Origin of the sequence: Spiroplasma endosymbiont of Stenodema calcarata (assembly GCF_964031205.1) — a bacterium.
Classification (GTDB): domain Bacteria; phylum Bacillota_I; class Bacilli_A; order Mycoplasmatales; family Mycoplasmataceae; genus Spiroplasma.
On record NZ_OZ035018.1, the window covers coordinates 216,326 to 233,852 of the forward strand.

The following is a 17,527-nucleotide window of genomic DNA, read 5'->3' on the forward strand; positions in this document are numbered from 1 at the left end:
TATGAAAACAAAAGTAATTAATATTGTTGGGGCTGGTTTAGCTGGTTCAGAGATTGCGTATCAATTAGCAAAACGAGGTCTAAAAGTTAACTTATATGAAACAAAGCAGGGTCAAAAAAATCCGGTTCAAAAATTGGAAACATTTGCATAATTAGTTTGTTCTAATTCTTTTCGTAGTATGTCAAAAGAAAATGCCATTGGTATTTTAAAAGAAGAATTAAAATACTTGGATTCATTAATTCTAAAAACAGCATATCAAACCCAAGTCCCCGGCGATGATGCGCTTAGTGTTGATCGTGAATTATTTTCTAAAAAAATTACAGCAACTTTAGTAAATCATCCTAATATTTCAATTATTTATGAGGAATTTGTTACAATTGATCCGCAGCAAGTTACAATTATTGCGACAGGTCCATTAATTACGCCAAATTTTCAAGGGGAATTGAAAAAGTTAATTGGTAATAAGGCCTTATATTATTATGATGGGTCAGCCCCAATTGTGACAAAAGCAGGGATTGATTTTACAAAAGTATACTATGGGGCACGACATTCAGAACAAAAAGATTATATTGTTTGTCCGTTGACAAAAAAAGAGTTTGATCAGTTAGTAAATGAACTTGTTACTGCAAAACGAGTTATTCTTCCTGCGTTTGAAAAATATTTTAGAGGTTGTCAACCAATTGAAGTTATGGCGGAAGCATCAGCTAAAATTTTATTAAATGGACCAATGAGTAGTAATAAACTTCCAAATCAAAACGGGGAACAACCGTATGCTGTTGTTCAATTGCGGCAAGATAATGTTATTGATAGTTTATATAATTTAGTTGGTTGGCAAACAAATTTAACATGACCAGAACAAAAACGAATTATTAAACAATTTATTCCAGGTTTAGCTGATGTTAATATTGTTCGATATGGGGTTTTGCATAAAAACAATTATATTAACAGTCCAAAAGTCTTAAATCAATATTTACAATTTAAACAAAATAGTAATATCTTTTTCGCGGGACAAATTATTGGGGTTGAAGGTTATTTAGAGTCGGCGGCCGCAGGATTATTATGTGCACTTAATGTTTATCAATATATGATGGAGTTGCCTTTAATTAAATTACTATCAGAAACTGTTTTGGGTTCATTAATTAATTATGTTACTAATCCAAAGCAAAAAGATTTAAAACCAATGAAAGCCAATATTGGAATTTTATCAACATTATCTGGTGAATTTCCAAGTAAGTCTGCGAAGAATTTAGCAATTTACTTGCGGGCGATGGATGCATTAATTGCTACTATCACAAAGTATCAAATTAAATTATAATATTGATGAGGAAAGTTATCAATATTAGTTATGCATAATAAAAACGGAAAAGGAAGATAATATGCAAGAATATATATACATTTATGGAATTAATCCAGTTGTTGAATCGTTGTTAAACCCAGCGCTGAAGATTAATAAATTATATTTAGTTGAGGAAAGTAAAAATAAGGATTATTATTTAAAATTAGCACAAAACCGCCAGCTAAAAGTTGTCTTTTCTTCCTCTGATAAAATGACAACTTTAGTAAAAACAAATAAGCATCAAAATTTGGTACTTGAAATTTTAAAACCACAGAACTATTTACTTGAAACAATAACAAAACAAGCTTTACAAAACAAACATCCGTTATTATTAGTACTTGACCAAATTTCTGATCCACATAATTTTGGCGCAATTCTGCGAACTTGTGATATGTTTAATGTTGATGGCGTTATTATTTTAGATAAGCGCCAAGTTGATATTAATGCAACTGTTGCAAAAACTTCAGCGGGAGCTTTTAATTATGTCCCTGTTTGCCGGGTTAATAATTTAACAAATGCTGTTGAATATTTAAAAAATCAGGGATTTTGGATTTATGCCACAAGTTTAACGACAGACGCACAAAAAGTTAGTGAATTAAAATATGATACGCCAGTTTGTTTAATTGTTGGAAATGAAGGAGACGGAATTAGTCCGAAGTTATTAAAGCATTCTGATTTTAATGTTTATATTCCAACAACTGGCCATTTAGATTCTTTAAATGTATCAGTAGCTAGTGCCATTTTAATTTATCAAATTAAAATGCTACAACAATAAGGTAAAAATTAGAAAGGAATTGATTATTATTAATGAATATGAATTACTCTATTTATTTCAAGAGGGTCATAATAATAAAGCAATAATTAATTTATACAAGTTATATGCTCCTTTTTTAGAGGAAGTAAAACGACGAACTTTTTATAAATATTTTGCCTTGCCGATTGAGTTATCGGATTTGGATAGTTTAAAATATTTTTCTGTGTTGGAAAGTGCAAAAATGTATAATCCCCAATCCCGGAAAAAATTAAAAGATTTTATTTTTCAACGTTATACGTGAGATATTCATAAACAAATTCGACAATGTTTAAATATGAAAAATCGAGTTTTAAATTATTATGTTAAATTAGCAAATGATAATATTGCTAAGGATGAAGAATATTTTTCAACAAAAATAGCTCGATTTGATGAACAAAAAAAAGTGATTAAACTATTTTATCAACGGTTATCACCATTAGAAAAAGAAGTTTTTCGATTATGATATGCGGGGGAAAATATTTATAATATTCATCACCTTTTAGCATTAGATTATCGGCAAGTTGATAATGCAATGCAACGAATTATGCAAAAAACTAAGGATTTTTACAAAAATAATTAAATTAACTATATCAATATTTTTATTAATATAATATAATTAACAATGGTGAATATAATGCGCGAAAAAATCATATTAGTATGTTCAGAATGCTTGAGTCGGAATTATTCCACATTTAAGAATAAGATGACACAAAAAGAACGACTAGTAATAAATAAGTTTTGTAAAACATGTAATAAACATACACAACATAAAGAAACAAGGTAGGTGTTCGTAATGGCTAATAAGATGAAAGATGACAAAGCAAAAAAAGAAATTAAACCAATTTTAACGAAAGAAGAAAAAAAGGCGTTAAAGTTGCAGAAAAAAAATGAAAAAGCAGCGCTAATTTTTCAAAAAAAAGCGAATAAAACTGCACCAATTCAAGTTGGAACAAAAAAAGAAATGATAACACCAGATATTGATGAAAATGGTGAACCAATTAAAAAAGGTCTTTTTAAACGCAAGCAGTCAGATAAAAGTAAAAAAACAAATTGAAAATTAGCATTTCGTGAATTCCCTGTTAAAATGGCGAAGGAAGTAACAAGAATTCGTTGAACAAGTAAGGGAAGTTTAGGGCGCAAATTTTTAATTACAATTTTATTTATTATTGCCTTTGCGATATTTTATTTAGTATTGGACTTAGCTTTACACCACTTACTAACTGTTGCGCATATTATATAATAGGAGAACTAAGAATTAAAGGAGTAAAATAATGACAGAACAAAAGCCAATGACAGAACTAGAAACAAATAATGAGAAATTGGACATTAGTGAAGATTTTGAAGATATTACGAAGTATCCTGGGAAATGATATGTAATTAATTGTTATTCTGGTCATGAAGATCGTGTCCGTGATGATTTAATCCAGCGGGTAGAATCATTAAATATGAAAGATGTTGTTTTTGATATTAGAGCTGTTAAAGAAGAAGTACCGGACAAAAAACGAAAATCAGTTTCAACAGAAAAGAATGTTTATCCAGGATATATTTTTATTAATATGATTATGAATGATGAAGCTTGGTATATTGTTCGAAATACAACGGGAGTTACTGGATTTATAGGATCATCAGGACGAGGAACAAAACCATTTCCATTAACAGATCAAGAAGCAAAAACAATGCTTTCAAAATCAATAGCTATTAAAAAAACAGCAGCACAACAAGGAAAAAAAGTTAAAAAAGTATTTGTGGCGAATTTTGAAGTTAACAATTATGTTCGAATTTTATCTGGTACTTTTGCTGAGATGGAAGGACAAGTGACAAAACTTGATACTTCAAAAGGAATTGCAACGATAAACTTAGAAATGTTTGGTCGTTTAACACCAACCGAAGTTGAATTTGACCAATGTGAGAAGATTGGGTAAGAGAGCATAACAAATTAGTAATATTTTTTGTTATGTTTTTTTCACAAAAATGGTAAATTTAATCCGTTTAACAGATGCGGCTTTTTTTGCACAAAATGCTGTTATTGTTGCACAACAATTATTAGGGAAATATTTAATTCGTATTATTGATGGTAAGCAAATTATTTGTAAAATTATTGAAACTGAAGCTTATGATGGGCCAACTGATGATGCTAATCATGGATTTAATAATAGACGAAGTTTACGAAATGAAACACTGTTCTGACAAGGCGGTTTTGTTCATATTTTTATGATTTATGGAATGTATTTTTGTTTTAATATTGTCACTGATCAAGCGGATTACCCTAGCGCTGTTTTATTACGAGCCGGGGAAATTATTATAGATGAAACAAATCCTAATTTTGTTAATAAACCTAATTTAGCGAATGGGCCAGGAAAACTGGCACGATATTTAAAAATTACTAAAACTGAAGATGGGTTAAATCTTATGAAAAGTACAACATTATATTTAGCAGCGGTAACGACGACAAGCGATTTTGCAATTACAGCAACGCCCCGGATTAATATTGATTATGCCACTAATTTTAAGCTAAAACCATATCGTTTTTATATTACAAATCATCAGGCAGTTTCAAAAAAATAAGAGGTTAAAATGAGTAAAACAAAAAAAACAGAAATTTGAAGAATTCACCCTGAATTCCCGTATCTTGAAATTAGTAATATGGGTTGTGTTCGGAATAATATCACTAAAAAAATTAAGGATTTAAAAAAACCTAAAAATACAAATTATTTTTTAATTCGTCGGCGCGAAGAAGGAAAGACAAAAACAAAACCACTTCACAAATTAGTTGTTGAATTATTTATTGGACCAGTGCCACCAAATATGACAATTGATCATATTAATGGTAACCCACGAGATAACCGTGCTGAAAACTTAGAAATTGTATCAAAACGAGAAAATACAATGCGGCAAATTCGAATGTGATCGCATCCGCATAGTTTTTATAATCGTAGTTTAATTGAAGCACATAGTGAAAAACGATGAATGTATCGTGAACAGTTATACAATTGGATTGAGATTTTAAAATTATTATATGCTCAAGGAATTATTTATTATCAAGTGAAATGGAAAGGAAGTACTAATGGTCGGATTGGTCACTTACCAAATGGAGAAACTATTATGCGTGTAAAAAACATTGAGTTTGACAATGATGATGATTTTTAAAAAAGCTATTATTTTTTAATAATAGCTTTTTTTAAAAGTTAATGTGGGGGGTAAGACCGACTGTACATGTTAAGTCAAGATAACCATGATAATTTAATTTAATGGCATCAATTAAAGTTGCTGAAACACACACATCTAAGGCAACTCCAATAATTACAAGATGAGAAACATTTTGTTCTTGTAAGAATTCATGTAAACCATTAGAAGTTTGAATATCATTAAAAAATGCACTATAACTATCAACATCTTGTTCGGTTCCTTTTAAAATAATTTTATCAAAATAACTTTCTGGCAATTGATAAAGTTCACTTCCAGAAGTATTGGCCAGACAATGGGGTGGTCATTTTGTAAATGAACAATGGTTATCGGGATGAAAATCTTTTGTGGCAATAACTAGGTCGTTGTTATTTTGAAAAGTTTTAATTAAAGTTATAATTTGTGGATGGAGATTTTCTGCTCCAGGAACATATAATGCTCCTTGCGGATTAACAAAATCATTTTGATAATCTACAACGATTAATGCTTTTTTACTCATTTTAAGACTCCTTTATAATATTTTTTGCTAACTATTTATATATTAACAAATATCTTGTTATAATGTTAACGCAATTAAAAGATATGAGGAGTTATGATGATTAAATTATTTAATGATTACTTTCCTGAACTTGTTGTTAGTCATAAACAAGAAGAGCAGTTAGAACAATATTACCAATATTTAGTTGAACAAAATAAAGTAATGAATTTAACAAGTCTTGTTAATCGGGAAGATGTTTATCTGAAACATTTTCTTGATTCAGTGTTATTATTAAAAAATTATTCATTTAGTGAAAAAGCGAATATTGCTGATGTTGGAAGTGGAGCTGGATTTCCGGGGATTATTTTAAAAATATTTTGTCCAACAATTAAATTAACAATTATAGAAGCATTAGAAAAACGATGTTTATTTTTGCAACGGTTAGTAACAAAATTGCAATTAAGCGATATTAAAATTGTACATGACCGGGCTGAGAAATATAGTTATGAACATCCTGAACACTTTGACTTTGTTGTTACAAGAGCAGTGGCTAATTTGGGAATGTTGTTAGAATTGGTTGTTCGGATGGTCAAGGTCGAGGGATTGATTATTTGCTATAAAGGGCCGAACATTGTTAACGAATTAGGAACAGCGCAAGCAGCATTAAAGGTTTTAAATTTAAAATTAATGCAAACCCAATATGAGTATATTATTCCATTGGGAGAACGAAATATTTGTTATTTTATCAAGACAGCGCCAACTGCAAAAAGATATCCACGGAGTTTTAATCAAATAAAAAAATTCCCAATTCAGTAAAGTGTTATATAATAGTAATGTATAAAGTTATTATTTGCAAAGTGGAGAGAGGACAATTATGGGGAAAATTATTGCAATCACAAACCAAAAAGGTGGCGTTGGAAAAACAACAACATCAATTAATTTAGCAGCTGGCTTAGCTCGGGCTGGGAAAAAGATTTTATTAATTGATATTGATCCCCAGGGTAATACAACAACAGGAACAGGGGCTAATAAAGATGAAATTCATGATGGTATGAGTATGTATGATGTTTTAGTTGGCCATGTATCTTTAAAAAATATTATTATTTCCGGGATTATGCCTAATGTTGATTTAGCACCCGCGACAATTTCATTAGCAGGAGCAGATATATATTTAATGGAAAAAATGGATGATAATCAAAGTATTCTCCTTGATCGGATTAAACCAATTCGTGATAAGTATGATTTTATTTTAATTGATTGTCCTCCTTCATTGGGATTAATTAATCGAAATGCCCTAGCTTGTGCTGCTTCAGTTTTAATTCCAATACAAGCTGAATATTATGCCTTAGAAGGATTAGCACAGTTATTAACTTCAATTCGTTTTGTTCAAAAAATGTTTAATAAAAATTTAGCAATTGAAGGAATTGTTTTAACAATGTTTGATTCACGGACAAAACTATCATTTGAAGTGATGACGGAAGTTAAAAAATATTTCAATGAGAAAGTATATCGAACGCATATTCCCCGAAATATTAAAATTAGTGAGTCACCTTCGCATGGTTTAAGTATTTTTGATTATGATAAAGGTGGAGCAGGGGCAGTTGCGTATGAAGAATTAACGAGAGAGGTGTTGGCAAACAATGGCAAACAATAAAAGTCGATTAAGTTCAAAAGGATTAGATAAAATTTTTGGAGAAGGAATTAATGATGTAATTAAGGAAATTGAAAATAGTGATGAATTAAAAGCAACGGCGAATGAAATAGCCTTAGCAGAAATTTTTCCAAATCCACATCAGCCACGAAAAAATTTTAATGATGAAGAATTGGCAGAATTAGCCCAATCAATTAAAGAATACGGATTAATTCAACCAATTATTGTTAAAAAAACAACGAATGGTTATTATTTAGTAGCGGGAGAACGTCGTAGCAGAGCTGCTAAATTAGTTGGTTTAACTAAAATTCCCGCAATTGTTGTTAATTTTAATGACCAACAAATGAAAGAAGTGGCGTTAGTTGAAAACATTCAACGGGTTGATTTGAATACTATTGAGGAAGCAAATGCCTACAAAGAATTAATTGCGTTATTAAATTTAACACAAGATGAATTAGCGCAACGAATTGGAAAATCACGTAGTCATATTACAAATACCTTACGTTTATTAAATTTACCAGTTGATGTTCAAAAGTTATTATTAGAAAATAAAGTGACAATGGGGCAAGTTAAACCATTAATTAGTTTACATATTAGTAAAACTGAATTTAAAAAAGTTGTTGATAAAATTGTTAGCCTTAATTTAAATGCCCGCCAAGTTGAAGAACTAGTGAAAACATATGGGACAAAAGCAACTAAAAGTCAGCCCCAAGAGACAAAAAACGAACCAAAAAAACGAGCTGTTAATGAATTTTTAGAAAATAAAATTATGCGAAAATTAGGGACAAAAGTAGCAATTGATACTGATAAGATTATTATTAGTTACTTAGGATTAAAAGATTTGAATCGTATTTTAGAATTATTAGGTTTAACAGATGATTAATTAATAGTAAGGAAGGAAAAAGATGGCATTAAAAATGGGAATAGTTGGTTTGCCAAATGTTGGTAAATCAACTTTATTTAACGCAATTACAAATTCACAAGTGGAAGCAGCAAATTATCCGTTTGCAACAATTAAGCCAAATGTTGGGATTGTTGAAGTTCCCGATGAACGAATGGAAACATTAATTACTCTTTGTGAACCAAAAAAAATAATTTATAGTACATTTGAATTTTATGATATTGCTGGAATAATTGCTGGAGCAAGTAAAGGTGAAGGTTTAGGGAATGCTTTTTTACAAAATATTCGGGAAACTGATGCTATTTGTATGGTTATTCGTTGTTTTGATAATAAAGATATTACCCATGTTGAGGGGATAGTTGATCCAATTCGCGATATTGAAATTATTAATTTGGAATTAATTATTTCCGATCAAGAACAAATTAAAAAACGAATTGATAAAATAGCGAAAAAAGCCCAAACACTAAAACAAAAAGATGATGTAATTGAATATGAAATATTATTAAAATTGGCAACCGCGTTAGAACAAAATAAATTATTAAAAGACGTTGCTTTAACGGACGAGGAAGTAAAAGTTGTTAAGAATTTTAACTTATTAACAATTAAACCATTTATTTATGTTGCTAATGTGGCAGAAAGTGATCTTCAGCACGAGGATAACACATATGTTAAAAAAGTAAAAGCATATGCCGCACAAAATGGAATTGAAGTTGTTGTTATTTGTGCCAAAATTGAAGCAGAATTATCAGCGTTAGAATTACCAGACCGTACTTTATTAATGGCGGATTATGGAATTGCTGAAGCAGGTTTAAGTCAACTAATTAAAAAATCGTATGCCTTATTAGGACTACAAACATTTTTTACGGCAGGTAAACAAGAAGTTCGGGCATGAACTTTTAAAAAAGGTTCAACAGCACCAATGTGTGCAGGTATTATTCACTCTGATTTTGAACGTGGTTTTATTCGGGCTGAAGTATATGCTTATGCGGATTTAATTAAATATGGGAGTGAAAAGGCTGTAAAAGAAAATGGACGCTTACGAAGTGAAGGAAAAACTTATTTAATGCAAGATGGGGATATTTGTTTTTTCAAATTTAATGTTTAAGGAGAATAACAATGCGCGTTGGTAATAGTTATGACTTACATAATTTAAAAACAGGAACTGGTTTTTTTCTTGGCGGAATTTTTATTTCGTGTCAATATCAAGTTGAAGCTGTTTCGGATGGGGATATTTTATTGCATACAATTAGTGAGGCAATTATTGGCGCTTTAGGATTAGGCGATTTAGGTGATTGATTTGATGAAACAAACGAAAATATTAATTCAGAAGTAATTCTAAAGAAAGCCCTAACTTTGATGCACAATCAAAATTATCAAATTATTAATATTGATACAACAATTATTGTGGATGAACCAAAATTAACAAAATATAAAACCCAAATTAAGGCCAATTTACAAGAATTATTGCAATTAGCAGAAGGCACTATTAATATTAAAGCAACAACAACAGAACAAAATTTTAGAAATATTATTCAGAGTTATACAACATTGCTTTTGGTTAAAAAATCAGAGCGTTAGAATGAGGGATTAAAATGAGTCAAAAGATTAGATTACGTTATGCACCAAGTCCAACTGGCTTTTTACATATTGGAAATACAAGAACGGCATTATTTAATTATTTATTTGCAAAACATTACAATGGATTTTTTATTTTACGAATTGAAGATACTGACACAGAGCGAAATGTTGATGGCGCAATTGTTTCACAATTAGATAATTTACGATGATTAGGAATTGAACCAGATGAAACAATTGATCGCCCCGGAGATTATGGGCCATATCGTCAATTAGAACGATTAGACCTTTACCAAAAATATGCTCATGAATTATTGGAAATGAAACAAGCATATTATTGTTTTTGTACGGCAAGTGAATTAGAACAAGATCGTGAAGCACAGTTAGCAAAGGGATATCTTTCCCCACGTTATAATCGAAAATGTTGAAAGTTATCGCCATCAGATGTTCGCGCAAAATTAGTTCAACAAATCCCCTATAATATTCGTTTTTTTGTGCCAGATAATAGTAGTTATGATTTTGATGATTTAGTTCGTGGACCGATTCATTTTGAAGGAAAAGATCTTGGCGATTGAGTTATTTTGAAGTCAAACGGGATTCCAACTTATAATTTTGCTGTCGTAATTGATGATATGCTAATGGCAATTAGTCATGTTGTTCGCGGCGAAGAACACATTTCTAATACGCCAAAGCAGTTAATGATTTATCAAGCTTTTAAAGCATCTCCACCAGTTTTTGCTCATTTAACTTTAATTGTTAATGAACAGCATAAAAAGTTATCAAAACGGGACAGTCATTTAATGCAATTTATTAGTCAATATCGAACATTAGGTTATTTACCAACCGCAATTTTTAATTTTATTAGTTTATTAGGTTGATCACCGATTGGAACAACTGAAATATTTACCCATGATGAATTAATTAAGTTATTTGATGAAACGCGCTTTAGTAAATCACCTAGTATGTTTGATGTTAAAAAATTAACTTGAATGAATAATTATTATTTAAAGCAACTTAGTGATGAAGATTACCTTGCTTTTGTTCGTCCTTTTTTAGAACAAGGATATGATTTAACAAAAAAAACACCAGTATGAGTAAATATGTTATTATTAATTTATAAAAAGGAACTTCAATATGGGGCTGAAATTGTTACTTTAACAAAACCATTCTTTGAACCAGTTGAACAGGTGGCATCAGAAACAAGAACAGTGTTGACCGAATTGACGGATTATGAGGCTATGATGGCAACTTTTAAAAGGGAGTTGGAACAGTTAACCGATTGAACAGAGGGAAATATTAAAGACCTAATTACAAAAATGGGGAATCAATATGATAAGAAAGGGAAACATTTATTTATGCCAATTCGAATTTTTACTTCTCATCAAGAACACGGACCAGAACTAGTAAAGGTTATTTATTTATTAGGAAAAGAACAAGTAATTAATAATATTACAAAATTACAATAAGAATGATGAAGTTATCTCTAACAATACGGGATAGTGTTCATGGTGATATTGACATTAAAGAGGAAATTGCTGTTAAATTAATTAACACGCCAGAATTTCAACGTTTACGGCGTATTAGTCAGTTAGCAGGGGGGCAATTTGTTTTTCCCAGTGCATCACATACGCGTTTTTCACATTGCATTGGTGTTTATCATTTAGTTAGTGAAATGTTAGAAACACCAAGTTTTCAAGAAATGTATAGTAAACACGAACAATTATTAGTGAAATTAGCAGGGTTATTGCATGATATTGGACATGGTCCTTTTTCCCATACTTTTGAACGGATTAATAAAGTTACAAATGCTAATATTAGTCATGAGAATTATTCAACGTTATTAATTAAAAGTTCAACAACAAATATTAATAAGATTTTAACGAAAGAATTTAGTGATAGTGAAATTGACGAATTATGTCAAATTATTGAAGGAAAACATCCTGATAGTGTTTTATCATCATTAGTTTCGTCGCAATTAGATGCTGATCGTATGGATTACTTATTACGTGATGGCCAAACTAGTGGCGTTGATTATAGTCATGTCGATACACAATGAATTATTCGTCATTTGTTTATTAAGGATAAAAAAATTATTTTTCCATTAAAAGTTCAATATGCAATTGAATCATTTTTAATTGGTCGTTATCATATGTATAACCAAATTTATTTGCATCCATTAAGCATTGGATTTGATTTAACTTTTGAAATGATGTTTAAACGTTTATATGATTTATATCATAAAAATTATCGCTTTAAAAATAATCAAATTATTACTTTATTAAAACCATTATTAAATGGTAAGATGATGACGGCAGAACAATATTGTTTCTTAGATGATTATACTTTATTTACTGGCTTAAAAATGTTAGAGAATGAAAATGATGAAGTATTAGTTACTTTAATTCGAATGCTAATAGATCGAAAATTCTTACGGAAAATAAATTCTAGGGAAAGAAATTTAGAAGAAATTAAAAATAATTTGATAAAAAAATATAAAAACCATTATAATTATTTTATGGTTGAATATAACCTAAAACCAGTTAAATTATATGATAGTAATACAAAACCAATTTATATTGATACTCCGGATGGTGTAAAATGCATTATGGATGTGTCAGAAGTCTTGGCATTTAAAAATAATAAAAAACAAACGGCAACAACAATTTGGTTTTCAATTGGTGAAAAATATGTCAGTGAGTAGTAAGAAAGGTTAAAAATAATGAACGATAATGTAGAATTATTAGAATTAGTGTATTCATATTTAAGGAAGAAGGATGGTAGCGATACTTTTGAAAATATTTGAAATGATATTGCTTCTCAAAGTGATGTGTCAGTTCACGGGACAAGTAAGGAAGATGTTATTGCGGAATTATATACTGATTTAGTGTTAGACAATCGTTTTGTCTTAACAAGTGAAGGTATGTGAGGTTTACGTCAATTCTTAAAATATGATGATATTAAAAAACAATATGATTATACTGATCAATTTGAAACGACAGAAGAATTTGAAGATATTGATTTAGATGAAGAGGAAGATGAAGAAGAGGAATCTTTAATTGAAACTCTTGACTTTGATGATACTTTAGATGAAGACGACAATGATGACGATGATTTTGTTGAAATTGAAGTTGATGACGATGATTTAATTTCTAATGGTTATTCTGTTGATGATGACGATGAGACAGTAGCAGCTAAATTGGGTATTACAGAAGAAATTGACTGAAAAGCTCTTGAAAAGGAAATGGAAGAAAATAATTAATACCAAGATTGAAGAGTGTTAGAAGTGACAACCCTGTTAATTTCTAAACTCTTTTTATTTGGGGAAGAAAGGATGAAAATACAATGGCAAAATATATCTTTGTAACAGGAGGAGTAGTCAGCGGTCTGGGGAAAGGAATCACTGCTTCTTCAATTGGTGTCTTATTAAAAGCGAGTGGATTGAATGTTTTTATGCAAAAATTTGATCCGTATTTAAATGTTGACCCAGGAACAATGAGTCCTTATCAACATGGTGAAGTGTTTGTAACAGCAGATGGGGCAGAGACGGATTTAGATTTAGGACACTATGAACGTTTTATTGATGAGAACTTAACAAAAGAATCAAATATTACTTCCGGTCAAATTTATAAAAATGTAATTGAAAAAGAACGCCGTGGTGAATATGAGGGAGGCACAGTACAAGTTGTTCCACATGTTACTAATGAAATTAAGAAGAAAGTCTATCATGCGGCAAAAACTTCAAAAGCCGATATTATTATTACCGAAATTGGGGGGACAGTTGGGGATATTGAATCACTTCCTTTTATTGAAGCAATTCGACAAGTTCGGATGGAACAAGGTCGGGGAAACGTAATTTATATGCATGTTTCACTGGTTCCTTATATTGCGGCTTCAAAAGAATCAAAAACAAAACCAACGCAACATTCAGTACGTGAATTATTGTCGTTAGGGATTCAGCCTGATATTGTTGTTGCTCGTGCTGAACAAGTGTTAGATGATAGTGTTATTGAAAAGATTGCCCTATTTTGTAATATTGAAAAAAATAATGTTCTTGTAGCAACTGATGCGGCAAGTATTTATGAAGTTCCTATTAAAATGTATCAGCAAAATGCTCAAAAAGTAATTAGCAGATTATTAAATTTAAATATTGCTGCGACAGATATTACAGCATGGAAACATTTTGTTGAGAAAATTAATCATTCACAAACAACAATTGAAATTAAGTTAGTAGGGAAATATATTGAGTTACCTGATGCCTATTTATCAGTTAGTGAATCATTACGAATTGCTGGGTATGAAAATGGTGTGCAAATTAAAATTGATTGAATTAAAGCCGAAGATGTTACTGCTAAGAATTATCGGGAGTTATTTCAAAATGCAAAAGGGATTTTAGTCCCTGGTGGTTTTGGTGAACGAGGATTTGAGGGTAAAATCTTAGCCTGTCAGTTTGCACGAGAAAATAACATTCCGTTATTAGGAATTTGTTTTGGGATGCAAGCTGCCGTAATTGAATTTGCCCGTAATGTTTGTCATCTTGAAGATGCAAATTCTTCGGAGTTAGCTAATACAAAGCACCCAATTATTGATCTTATTCGTGGCAAAGATAAAAGTGAAAATATTGGTGGAACTTTACGTTTAGGAAATTATAAAACAACGTTAGTTGCCAATACATTAGCCCATCGCTTATATCAAAAAGGAGAAGTATTGGAACGTCATCGTCATCGTTATGAATTTAATAATAATTATCGTCAGCAATTAGAACAAGCCGGATTAGTTTTTAGTGGCCTTTATCAAGCAAAAGATTTGGTGGAAGTAATTGAATTACCGCAGCATCCATTTTATATTGCTGCGCAATATCATCCGGAATTTACTTCGCGACCAAATAGTCCAAACCCGTTATTTAATGGTTTTGTTCAAGCAGTAATCAAAACTAAATAAGTTGAAAAATTTGTGAAATCATTTAAAATTATATTAAGATTAAAAGGTAGAAAGGTTAGGAGTGAATTATGAGTGGTATAAATTATCGAACATTAGCAGTTGTTGGTAGTCAATGAGGAGATGAAGGTAAAGGTAAAATTACCGATTATTTTGCGCAAAAGGCGGATTTTGTTGTGCGTTGAGCAGGTGGTGATAATGCCGGGCACACAATTATGATTAAAGGAGTAAAATATAAACTAAGTATTGTCCCATCGGGGGTTTTTAATAAATATTCAATTAATGTGATTGGAAATGGTTGTGTTGTTAATTTACGAAAATTAATCAGTGAAATTAAGTATTTGCAAGAAAATGGTTTTAATTGTCATAATTTACGAATTAGTGATCGCGCTCATTTAATTTTTCCATACCATATAAAAATTGATGAATTACAAGAAGAATATCGTCAAAAAGATTCAATTGGTACAACTAAAAAAGGAATTGGTCCGTGTTATCAGGATAAAGCGGAACGGATTGGAATTCGTTTAGGAGATTTATTTGATGAGGCAGGGTTTTTACAAAAATTAGAAAATAATTTAAGATTTAAAAATGAAGTTTTGACAAAAGTTTTTAATACTTCTGGTTTTGATCCAAAGTTAATTTGAAAAGAATATTTAGATTTATTTCAGCAAATTAAAGATTTAGTGACCGATACTTCAATTTTAGTTGATAATGCTATTCATCAGCACAAAAAAGTTTTATTTGAAGGTGCCCAAGGGGTGATGCTTGATTTAGATCACGGAACTTATCCTTTTGTGACATCTTCTAATCCAACAGCTGCTTCAATTCCGGTTGGTGTTGGGATTGCGCCACGTTATATTAATAATGTAATTGGAATTGTAAAAGCATATAATACCCGTGTTGGAACTGGTCCATTTCCTTCTGAAATTTTTGGTGAAACAGAACAATATATTCGGGAAGTAGGACAAGAATATGGAACTGTTTCTGGTCGTGCTCGTCGAATTGGCTGATTTGATGGTGTTTTAATGAAACATTCCTTACGAATTAGTGGCTACACTAGTATGGCAATTATGTTGTTAGATGTTTTATCAAAAATTAAGGAATTAAAAATTTGTGTTGGTTATGAATATGAAGGGACACAAATTGATTATGTTCCAAGTACAATTAAAGAATATGAAAAATGCCAACCAATTTTAATTACAATGCCGGGTTGAGAAGAAGATATTACAACCGTAACAACCTTTGAAGAACTGCCACATAATGCTCAAAAATATTTAATGAAACTAGAAGAAATTGTTGGAGTTCCCATTAGTTTATTTTCTGTTGGCCCTGATCGTGAACAAACTATTTTAATGAATGAGGAAATTTTCTAATGGTTAATCGTTATTTAGTTTCAGAAATTGCAGCAATTTGAAGTGATCAAAATAAATATAATACTTGAGCAAAAGTAGAATTATTAGTTTGTGAAGGATGAGCAAAAGTAGGAGTAATTCCGGCGGCAGATATTAAAAAGATTAAGGAAGATTTAAAAGTTAATTTACCACGAATGTTCGAATTAGAAGTTGAAACAAAACATGATGTTGTTGCTTTTACGAGAATGTTGTCAGAATCATTAGGGCCAGAAAGAAAATGAATTCATTATGGTTTAACATCAACGGATATTGTTGATACTAGTCAAAATTATTTAATTAAAAAATCAAATGAGGTTGTTCAAAAATATCTAAAACAATTGCAAACAATTTTAAAAGAGAAAGCACTTTTATACAAAAAACAATTAATTATTGGTCGTACCCATGGTATGTTTGCTGAACCAACTTCATTAGGATTAAAATTCTTGCTTTGATATGCGGAATTGGAACGAAACATAATCCGTTTTAATGCTGCAGCACAGGGGATTGAAGTTGCAAAAATTTCTGGTTCAGTTGGTAATTTTGTTCATGTGGAAGTAGCGGTGGAAGAATATGCTGCCCATCAATTAGGATTACAGATTGACCCAATTACAACACAAGTTACTTCGCGTGATTATCATGTTGCGTTATTTACTAGTTTTGGTCAAATTGCTAGTTTATTAGAAAAAATGGCGTTGGAGTTTCGTCACTTTCAACGGTCAGAAGTTAGTGAAATTGCCGAAGGATTTAGTAAAACGCAAAAAGGTTCGTCATCAATGCCGCATAAGAAAAACCCAATTAGTGCTGAAAATATTTCCGGGTTAGCGCGCTTAGTTCGTAGTAATATGAATGTTACTTTTGAAAACAACTTGTTATGACATGAACGAGATATTTCACATAGTAGTAATGAACGAATTATTATTCCTGATACATATCATTTAGTGATTTATCTTTTAGAACGAATGATTACTGTTCTTAATGATTTAGTTGTTAATCCCGTTAAAATGAATGAACATTTACAACAAGCCAATAATCTTTATTTCAGTCAAGTGATCTTAACAAAAATTTTAAAGAAAACTGATCATTCACGAGAAGAGGTTTATGATTTTATTCAAAAGTGTACGTTACTTGCCCAACAGCAACAGAATGATTTTAAAATGGTTTTAATTGCAAATGATGTTACAAAATATTTATCAATGGCAGAACTAGAGCAGGCATTTGATATCAATTATTTCTTACGGAATGTTGATAAAATTTATCACCGAGTGTTGAAGTAAAAGGGAGCGA

The 17,527-nt window shown here is 30.6% G+C and carries 19 protein-coding genes and 1 pseudogene; 19 read left to right on the forward strand and 1 reads right to left on the reverse strand.

Annotated elements, in window-relative coordinates; all coding sequences use genetic code 4:
- The first annotated feature begins 1 nt into the window (after position 1).
- The 8 genes and pseudogenes from trmFO (at position 2) to ACQH24_RS01130 (ending at position 5,276) form a co-directional block, all read left to right on the forward strand.
- Positions 2 to 1,315, forward strand: a pseudogene (gene trmFO / locus ACQH24_RS01095) (methylenetetrahydrofolate--tRNA-(uracil(54)-C(5))-methyltransferase (FADH(2)-oxidizing) TrmFO).
- Positions 1,316 to 1,376: 61 nt separating this feature from the next.
- Positions 1,377 to 2,111 (forward strand): 23S rRNA (guanosine(2251)-2'-O)-methyltransferase RlmB, encoded by a 735-nt coding sequence (gene rlmB, locus ACQH24_RS01100; RefSeq protein ID WP_425380217.1) that lies wholly within the window; start codon positions 1,377 to 1,379, stop codon positions 2,109 to 2,111.
- Positions 2,112 to 2,130: 19 nt separating this feature from the next.
- Positions 2,131 to 2,709, forward strand: coding sequence for an RNA polymerase subunit sigma (locus tag ACQH24_RS01105; RefSeq protein ID WP_425380218.1), 579 nt, complete (start codon positions 2,131 to 2,133; stop codon positions 2,707 to 2,709).
- A gap of 54 nt (positions 2,710 to 2,763) precedes the next feature.
- Positions 2,764 to 2,913, forward strand: a complete 150-nt coding sequence (gene rpmG, locus ACQH24_RS01110) for a 50S ribosomal protein L33 (RefSeq protein ID WP_425380219.1) — start codon at positions 2,764 to 2,766, stop codon at positions 2,911 to 2,913.
- Positions 2,914 to 2,922: 9 nt separating this feature from the next.
- The gene (secE, locus tag ACQH24_RS01115) at positions 2,923 to 3,369 is read left to right on the forward strand and encodes a preprotein translocase subunit SecE (protein WP_425380220.1); all 447 of its coding nucleotides are present in this window, start codon (positions 2,923 to 2,925) and stop codon (positions 3,367 to 3,369) included.
- 31 nt (positions 3,370 to 3,400) lie between these two features.
- Positions 3,401 to 4,051, forward strand: coding sequence for a transcription termination/antitermination protein NusG (gene nusG, locus ACQH24_RS01120; protein ID WP_425380221.1), 651 nt, complete (start codon positions 3,401 to 3,403; stop codon positions 4,049 to 4,051).
- Between the two features lie 49 nt (positions 4,052 to 4,100).
- Positions 4,101 to 4,694 carry a DNA-3-methyladenine glycosylase gene (locus ACQH24_RS01125; RefSeq protein WP_425380222.1) on the forward strand — a complete coding sequence of 198 codons (594 nt, stop codon included), beginning with the start codon at positions 4,101 to 4,103 and terminating at the stop codon, positions 4,692 to 4,694.
- Between the two features lie 9 nt (positions 4,695 to 4,703).
- Positions 4,704 to 5,276 carry an HNH endonuclease signature motif containing protein gene (locus ACQH24_RS01130; RefSeq protein WP_425380223.1) on the forward strand — a complete coding sequence of 191 codons (573 nt, stop codon included), beginning with the start codon at positions 4,704 to 4,706 and terminating at the stop codon, positions 5,274 to 5,276.
- A 31-nt stretch (positions 5,277 to 5,307) separates the two neighbouring features.
- On the opposite strand, the gene ACQH24_RS01135 is transcribed toward ACQH24_RS01130, so the two are convergent.
- On the reverse strand, positions 5,308 to 5,811 hold the full coding sequence (locus ACQH24_RS01135) for an isochorismatase family protein (protein WP_425380224.1): 504 nt from the start codon (positions 5,809 to 5,811) through the stop codon (positions 5,308 to 5,310).
- Between the two features lie 96 nt (positions 5,812 to 5,907).
- On the opposite strand from ACQH24_RS01135, the gene rsmG reads away from it, so the two are divergent.
- The 11 genes from rsmG to purB all read left to right on the forward strand — a co-directional run bounded on the left by rsmG (position 5,908) and on the right by purB (position 17,517).
- Positions 5,908 to 6,606, forward strand: coding sequence for a 16S rRNA (guanine(527)-N(7))-methyltransferase RsmG (rsmG, locus tag ACQH24_RS01140; RefSeq protein WP_425380225.1), 699 nt, complete (start codon positions 5,908 to 5,910; stop codon positions 6,604 to 6,606).
- Positions 6,607 to 6,664: 58 nt separating this feature from the next.
- Positions 6,665 to 7,444: a ParA family protein gene (locus ACQH24_RS01145; RefSeq protein WP_425380226.1), complete on the forward strand. Its 780-nt coding sequence runs from the start codon at positions 6,665 to 6,667 to the stop codon at positions 7,442 to 7,444.
- Positions 7,431 to 8,324, forward strand: a complete 894-nt coding sequence (locus tag ACQH24_RS01150; RefSeq protein WP_425380227.1) for a ParB/RepB/Spo0J family partition protein — start codon at positions 7,431 to 7,433, stop codon at positions 8,322 to 8,324. The genes ACQH24_RS01145 and ACQH24_RS01150 overlap by 14 nt, the downstream gene beginning before the upstream one ends.
- Positions 8,325 to 8,346: 22 nt before the next feature.
- Positions 8,347 to 9,447 carry a redox-regulated ATPase YchF gene (gene ychF, locus ACQH24_RS01155; RefSeq protein ID WP_425380228.1) on the forward strand — a complete coding sequence of 367 codons (1,101 nt, stop codon included), beginning with the start codon at positions 8,347 to 8,349 and terminating at the stop codon, positions 9,445 to 9,447.
- Positions 9,448 to 9,458: 11 nt separating this feature from the next.
- Complete coding sequence (gene ispF / locus ACQH24_RS01160) at positions 9,459 to 9,920, forward strand: 2-C-methyl-D-erythritol 2,4-cyclodiphosphate synthase (protein WP_425380229.1); 462 nt, start codon at positions 9,459 to 9,461, stop codon at positions 9,918 to 9,920.
- Between the two features lie 14 nt (positions 9,921 to 9,934).
- Entirely contained in the window at positions 9,935 to 11,383 is a 1,449-nt protein-coding gene (gltX, locus tag ACQH24_RS01165; protein ID WP_425380230.1) for a glutamate--tRNA ligase, read from the forward strand.
- A 2-nt stretch (positions 11,384 to 11,385) separates the two neighbouring features.
- Positions 11,386 to 12,618 (forward strand): HD domain-containing protein, encoded by a 1,233-nt coding sequence (locus tag ACQH24_RS01170; RefSeq protein ID WP_425380231.1) that lies wholly within the window; start codon positions 11,386 to 11,388, stop codon positions 12,616 to 12,618.
- Positions 12,619 to 12,636: 18 nt separating this feature from the next.
- The gene (rpoE, locus tag ACQH24_RS01175) at positions 12,637 to 13,176 is read left to right on the forward strand and encodes a DNA-directed RNA polymerase subunit delta (protein WP_425380232.1); all 540 of its coding nucleotides are present in this window, start codon (positions 12,637 to 12,639) and stop codon (positions 13,174 to 13,176) included.
- 83 nt (positions 13,177 to 13,259) lie between these two features.
- Positions 13,260 to 14,855: a CTP synthase gene (locus ACQH24_RS01180; RefSeq protein WP_425380233.1), complete on the forward strand. Its 1,596-nt coding sequence runs from the start codon at positions 13,260 to 13,262 to the stop codon at positions 14,853 to 14,855.
- Positions 14,856 to 14,923: 68 nt separating this feature from the next.
- A complete protein-coding gene (locus tag ACQH24_RS01185) occupies positions 14,924 to 16,225 on the forward strand; it encodes an adenylosuccinate synthase (RefSeq protein ID WP_425380234.1) in 1,302 nt (433 codons plus the stop codon).
- Entirely contained in the window at positions 16,225 to 17,517 is a 1,293-nt protein-coding gene (gene purB / locus ACQH24_RS01190; RefSeq protein ID WP_425380235.1) for an adenylosuccinate lyase, read from the forward strand. Before ACQH24_RS01185 ends, purB begins: the two co-directional genes overlap by 1 nt.
- Positions 17,518 to 17,527: the final 10 nt, after the last annotated feature.